The 551-nt window shown below is 48.8% G+C and carries 1 protein-coding gene; it reads right to left on the reverse strand.

The features are described 5' to 3' along the window. Nucleotides 1-73: 73 nt before the first annotated feature. The coding region (locus R7190_RS29800) for a pyridoxamine 5'-phosphate oxidase family protein (protein WP_318138199.1) at nucleotides 74-551 on the reverse strand (478 nt) is incomplete at its 5' end.

Raw genomic sequence — 551 nt, forward strand, 5'->3', positions numbered from 1 at the left:
GTGATTTAGGAGATTGGATGAAAGTTGCTATTGAGAGCGTTAGCAAAAGTGAGAGTGTTAGCAACAGGAGCTCTTAGCTGAGTTTCTCCGAAGCGTACCAGCGGTTAGGATAGGCGCTGCTGTAATCGGGTTCTTCGATGCCTTCATACAAATCCGAACATGGTTCAAGAGGCCCCACGACGGTTCGATATGGCAGTACCCCCGCCCAAACCGGAATATCCATATCTTGCGCGTCGTCGTTGACACCAAAACGACTGATTTTTACCGATGCTTCCTCTAAAGAAATACGCAGAAGCATGGTGGCGCTGAGCTCTTTCTCGTTACTCAAACGGACATGCTCTGTTCTTCCCGGCGCGATTTGTTCGAGAAAGTGATTCAGTAAACGATCTTTTTCCTGATTGTCTTCAACAGTTTCAAACTGACCAAACACAACCGCACTGCGATAATGCGCGCTGTGGTGAAATGCGGAACGCGCCAATACCCAACCATCAAACAAGGTGAAGGTGAGACATGTCGGTTGGCCTTGTTTGAGGGAGCGTAACAGTCGGCTG

It is taken from the genome of Vibrio sp. 1078-1 (assembly GCF_033340475.1).